This window comes from Psychroflexus sp. MES1-P1E (assembly GCF_002836055.1).
Lineage (GTDB): Bacteria > Bacteroidota > Bacteroidia > Flavobacteriales > Flavobacteriaceae > Psychroflexus.
In genome coordinates this window covers 1-5,421 of the sequence record NZ_PJBS01000144.1, presented here as the reverse complement: position 1 = coordinate 5,421, position 5,421 = coordinate 1, and the positions used below count along the sequence as shown (strand labels likewise).

Annotated in this window: 7 protein-coding genes; 6 read left to right on the top strand and 1 reads right to left on the bottom strand. The window is 32.1% G+C overall.

Translation table 11 applies throughout. From position 1 onward, the window contains the following. Both CXF67_RS04055 and CXF67_RS04050 read left to right on the top strand, forming a co-directional pair. The coding region (locus CXF67_RS04055; RefSeq protein WP_145990379.1) for a PhzF family phenazine biosynthesis protein at nt 1–336 on the top strand (336 nt) is incomplete at its 5' end. Nucleotides 337–490: 154 nt separating this feature from the next. Beyond that, complete coding sequence (locus CXF67_RS04050; RefSeq protein ID WP_102087570.1) at nt 491–1,072, top strand: Crp/Fnr family transcriptional regulator; 582 nt, start codon at nt 491–493, stop codon at nt 1,070–1,072. Nucleotides 1,073–1,078: 6 nt separating this feature from the next. Here the strand turns inward: CXF67_RS04050 and CXF67_RS04045 are convergent, their stop codons facing one another. After that, entirely contained in the window at nt 1,079–1,792 is a 714-nt protein-coding gene (locus CXF67_RS04045) for a DUF4386 domain-containing protein (RefSeq protein WP_102087569.1), read from the bottom strand. 225 nt (nt 1,793–2,017) lie between these two features. Between CXF67_RS04045 and CXF67_RS04040 the strand changes: the two genes are divergently transcribed. The 4 genes from CXF67_RS04040 to CXF67_RS04025 all read left to right on the top strand — a co-directional run. Next, the gene (locus tag CXF67_RS04040; RefSeq protein ID WP_102087568.1) at nt 2,018–3,217 is read left to right on the top strand and encodes a serine hydrolase domain-containing protein; all 1,200 of its coding nucleotides are present in this window, start codon (nt 2,018–2,020) and stop codon (nt 3,215–3,217) included. Nucleotides 3,218–3,463: 246 nt separating this feature from the next. Next, nucleotides 3,464–3,835, top strand: coding sequence for a hypothetical protein (locus CXF67_RS04035; protein WP_102087567.1), 372 nt, complete (start codon nt 3,464–3,466; stop codon nt 3,833–3,835). A gap of 247 nt (nt 3,836–4,082) precedes the next feature. Then, nucleotides 4,083–4,601: a hypothetical protein gene (locus tag CXF67_RS04030; RefSeq protein ID WP_102087566.1), complete on the top strand. Its 519-nt coding sequence runs from the start codon at nt 4,083–4,085 to the stop codon at nt 4,599–4,601. Next, on the top strand, nt 4,601–5,421 hold an 821-nt coding region (locus CXF67_RS04025), incomplete at its 3' end, for a tetratricopeptide repeat protein (RefSeq protein WP_102087565.1). The genes CXF67_RS04030 and CXF67_RS04025, both read left to right, overlap by 1 nt.

Genomic DNA, 5,421 nt, shown 5'->3' with positions numbered 1-5,421 from the left:
ATAAGCGACGTTAGTGATGAATTCGATTTAATTGGCTACTATGTATTTTCTACAGATACAGAATATGACGCTACTTCAAGAATGTTTGGTCCTCGTTATGGAATATTAGAGGAATCAGGAACAGGAATGGCGGCTGGACCACTTGGATGTTATTTATTTGACATTTTAAAATTCAAGAAAAAAAGTTTTAACATTCAACAAGGGAAATATATGAAAGAGCCTTCACCAAGTCTAATTATTGTTAAATTACGAATCGATAACGACAAAATAAAGGATTTAATGGCTGGTGGAAAAGGAATACTAAATAGACAATTAGAGGTTGAAATAAACATCTAAAAGCCTGCACATAACACAGTATATAAAAAATAGCAGTAAAGAGCTAAACTCATAGTTTGTTTCTTTTCTGCTATCTTTGTTTTACTACTGAAAATTAGTGTATAAGAAACTGCTACTTTTCATATACATAAACGTATGGTATTAAATAAAAAAGATGGAAAACGAGTTTAGAGCATTTATATCCAATTTTCCATTTTTAAATTCGGATGAAGCTGAAATTATTGTTGAGAACACCATACTTCGAGAGTTCAATAAAGGATATATATTGCTTAAAGAAGGTAGAATCTCAAAAGAATGTTATGCTGTAGTAAGAGGTTGCATAAGGGAATTCTACATAAAAGATGGATTGGAAAAAACCACTGCCTTTTTTATGGAAGGTCAATCTGTCAATTCTTTTTCTAGTTATACCAATCAAGTTCCTTCTAAGCATTTTTTGGAATGTTCTGAAGATTGCCTACTGACAGTTGGTAATCAATCTTTAGTTGACCAAATGTGTGAACGCATACCACGGCTTACAGAATTCATAAAAAACGAAGTTGAAAAAGATGCTGGAGAACTTCAAGAGAGAATGGCCTCATTTATGACCTCCTCTCCCGAAGAACGCTTTACAGACTTGATGGAAAATAACCCTAGCTTAATGAATCGAGTTCCTCAACATCAGATTGCTAGTTATCTTGGTGTGACTCCTGAATCACTAAGCCGAATTAAAAAGCGAGCTTATCAGAAAAAAGCATAACCACTTTTAAGCTTTGGCTTCTTTGTTCATTCCTTTAATCAAGAGCCAAAATGCAAACCAAAATTCAGCAATTACAGCCAAAACAAGCAAAGATGAAAACAATATAGAAAGTATCTCAGAATTCATCAATGTGAATTGAATAAAGCTATCTCCTGCATAGCCAATACCTCCTAACAACATTATAATGCCTAACCATTTAGGTGTTTTCCTTGATTTTCGAATGACATATCCAAGCGTAAAAAGATGAATCGCAAAGAAAATTTGCCAAGCCAACTCCCCATACTTATGAGCCTTGAAAAAAAGAAGGGTCAGGGATTCTAATTCAGAAGAACTAAATGCACTTAGATAGTCAGGCTGGGTCATAATTATTGCAGGAATCATGTAATTAATAAGATTCACTCCCATGATTATAGCCATGGCAAGTCTAGAATAAGTCGCAATGGTCATTCCTGTAGTGCTAAATGATTTAAAAAGATGATAAAGCATCACGGTAAGCACAATTTCCAGAACCATTACTACGATATCACCTGCAATACCCCATCTAAATAATTCTTGATTATCTATTAGGTTCTGAAACGTAAGCACTGCATTTCCTTCAGCAATAATTACACTTGGCATATAACCAATACTAAATCCGCCAATAATTGCAATAATCAGATATAAAAGACCCGCTATTTGCGAATACGCCTTTCCTAGAGTTTGAAGTTTTGATAGTATCATTTTTTTAAGTTTTTATTTGATACAAAAGTCGCCCTAGATTAGAACCTATCCATTGACTTAAGATAAGAAGTTAACTCGCAAGAAATTTTACCTCATATAATTTAAGTACCTTGATTACTAAATATTAAAACACCATATAAGACTGTGTAAAAATCATTACCACCCTGCGGGATGGCAACGCTTCTTTCACTAACCGTTACCAGCAAGCAAAAACACTCAAAATAAATGAAAAAATCAGTTTTAACATTAATCTTAAATATTCTTGTTAGCTCAATGTATTGTCAAACAAATGATTCTATCGCAATAAAATTGACCGAAGAACTTGAGAATATATGTTCAAGAGAATATATTAATGGATTCTCCGTGGCTATTGTAAATCAAGATGGCACACTATACGAAAAAGGGTTTGGGTATTCTGACATTAAAGCGAGCAAGAAATACACGGATAATACAATTCAAAACATTGCTTCTATTTCCAAAACTTTTATTGGCATTGCATTACTTAAAGCTCAGGAACTTGGGAAACTAAATTTAGACGACCCCATAGATAAACACTTATCGTTTAATGTAAATAATCCGTATTTTCCCAATGAGCAAATTACAATACGACAATTGGCAACTCACACCTCTAGTATTAAAGACCCTTCTAGATATGAGAAGAATGGATATATTTTAAAAGAAGCAGAGAATAAGGAAGCCAAAGTAAATAGTAATTTTCGCTCACCTGATGAAAAAATGGCTCTGAATATATTTTTAAAAAATATTTTAAGTAAAGAGGGAAAATGGTATAAGAAAAATAATTTTTTAAAGACAAAGCCAGGAGCAATATTTGAATATTCAAATGTTGCCGCAGGATTAGCCGCCTTGGTAATTGAAAAGGCAACCAATCAATCATTTAACGAATTTACCAACGAGCATATTCTTACACCTTTAGGAATGTCCAGTTCTGGTTGGTCATTTACTGAAGTAGATTTTTCAAAACATTCTAAATTATACAAAGACAAAGAAACCGAATTAGCTTTTTATCAATTGGTTAATTATCCTGATGGTGGTTTAATTACTTCTTCTACTGATTTAGGGAAATACTTAACTGAACTAATTGCAGGTAATAATGGTAATGGTAGCATCTTAAATAAGCAAAGTTATGAGGAACTATTTAGACCACAACTGACTGATAAAAATTATAATGAAAGAAATGAAAGTGCTTATAATGACGAATATAATATGGGTGTTTTTATGGGTATTTCAGCGCAAGGACAAATAGGTCATACTGGTGGAGACCCAGGAGTCGCAACCCATATGTTTTTCAACACTGAAACTAAAATCGGAAAACTTTTGATTGTCAATACCGACCTTAAAAAAGAAGGAATAAAGGAATTTATAGATATATGGAAAAAATTAGAAGAATATGAAACTAAATTATAAGCCAGCTGGTAACAATGGCTATAATTAATACGGGTTTTGTGCTTAATCTAAAGATTAGTGCTTTTAACCAAGTCCACCAAATCTTTTAGATTACCCGATAGGGAAATATGAAATAAATTTGGCTTATTGAGAAAAAAGGTAATAAGAAAATTAAAAAATTTGGCTCGAGTTCAACCGAAAAGTTATGGTTAATTTGCAAGCTACGAGCCATATACAAACACGTTACACATAATTAAAAAAGAATAGATGATCAAACAAGACCATTTTTCTGAATTAATTAAGGAATTATTGATGGAACGACTTCCTGTATTTTGTCCGACCATTGAATACAAAGATGATGGTTCTTTTGATTGTGATTTGAGAAATCCCTCAAATGAATTCTCAATTTGGATTGCTACTTATAACTCTGAAATCACATTAGGAATTGAAGCTCCAGATGGAAGTACTGATATTCACACCCATATATCATGTTATGAAGAAGAAGATTTAGAAGATGCTTTCAACGATATGATTCATATGATTAATGAAATACGTGTAGGAAAAACAATTTTATACCAAACCGAAAATTCAACTTATCAATGGACAAAAAACATAGAACTCCCTGTTAAAAACGAATAAGAGAAAAAAATAAAACTGTTTTCGTGGGATAAATAAATATACTGCACACAACACGGTATATAGCAAATAGGGCGTTTGATGGTTCAACAAAGTTCAGTGCTATTTACCAACACCGCCAAATCTTTTAATTTGGCTTTAGAACAAAAAAATAAAACAAAATGCAACGTTTTGGCTAATCCGAAAATAATCGCTTATTTTCTGCCCAACTTGCCATATATTTAATGTTGTACACCATTAAAACAAACCGATGAACAGACCAATTATCATTTTATTTTTAACCCTTTTTATATTCAGTTGCAAAACTGAAAAAGAATCGCAGAACGCAAAAGAGTACTTGCGTTGGGTTGGAGATATAGAAAAAGACACTTTAAACGATAATCTCAATTTTAAAGTTTGTAATGGAGATGACCAAATACTTCAATACTTCAATTTAGGAGAAGGTCCAGTTTATAAAGGAGAAAAGTCAAAAGTCCTAAACAAGTTTAAATCTAATTTCAAACAAGTTACCGACAAAGAACAAAATGGCTTAATTAGAATAAGGTTTGTAGTAAACTGTGAAGGAAAAGCAGACCGTTTTAGGATTTTACAATCTGACTACAATTACCAAGAAATTCAATTTGATAAAAGAATTATTACTCAACTTACCAATATAACCAAAGGAATTGAAAGTTGGCAGATTTTATATAGAGACGAAGTACTTATTGACTATTATATGTACTTAATTATTAAAATTACCGACGGAGAAATAACTGAAATTTTACCTTAATGAAAAATTTAAATCTACTAATATTTTTAATTTCATTTTCGAGCCTATTTGCACAACCAAATTGCGAGGCTTATAAATATTATGGAGATACCTTAAAATATGATGCCTGCAAAAAAGCAATGGAAATAAAAGGACATTACCAATTCAGTAAAGAATATCAAACTGTTCTGGACGAATCCTTGGAAATTGACCCAACATTTGACTATGCTTATTGGGCAAAATCAATCGCTTATCTAAAAAGTGGAGATTTTGTGACTTGGAAAAAACTAATCGACAAAGCAGTTGAATATAATCCAAAAGAACATTTGGGATATCGAGGTTGGTGTCGTTATCAATTCTTCAGAGATTACAAAGGAGCAATTGAGGACATAGAAAAACTTGATAGTTTGGTGGACTATGACATTGGACAATCTCAAAATGGAACTTATCACTTGAGTATTGCCAAAGGTTTATGCTACAAAGCAGTCGGGAAAAAAGAAAAAGCTATAGAAATAATTGAAAACCAATTGGTAATAAACGAAAATGAAGATTTCGTAGGAGCTTATGATTATTTGCACCTTGGAGTTCTCTACTTGGAAACAGAAAGATTTGAAAAAGCAATTGAAATATTTAAAAAACAATCCGAAATGAATGAAATAGCAGAAAATCAATATTATTCCGCTTTGGCTTACTCGAGTTTAGACAAATTAACTGAATATAAATCGTCTTTAAAAAGAGCAAAGGAACTTTACATTGAGGGCAGAAAAATGTCTGACCCTTATTCAAACCCAATGGACAAAATATATTTAGAAGATATAGAAACTGAGGATAAAAACGGCTT

What these genes read in the sequence shown, in the direction of transcription:
- CXF67_RS04050 (WP_102087570.1), top strand. Translation starts at nt 491, where the DNA reads ATGGAAAACGAGTTTAGAGCATTTATATCCAATTTTCCATTTTTAAAT.
- CXF67_RS04045 (WP_102087569.1), bottom strand. Translation starts at nt 1,792, where the DNA reads ATGATACTATCAAAACTTCAAACTCTAGGAAAGGCGTATTCGCAAATA.
- CXF67_RS04040 (WP_102087568.1), top strand. Translation starts at nt 2,018, where the DNA reads ATGAAAAAATCAGTTTTAACATTAATCTTAAATATTCTTGTTAGCTCA.
- CXF67_RS04035 (WP_102087567.1), top strand. Translation starts at nt 3,464, where the DNA reads ATGATCAAACAAGACCATTTTTCTGAATTAATTAAGGAATTATTGATG.
- CXF67_RS04030 (WP_102087566.1), top strand. Translation starts at nt 4,083, where the DNA reads ATGAACAGACCAATTATCATTTTATTTTTAACCCTTTTTATATTCAGT.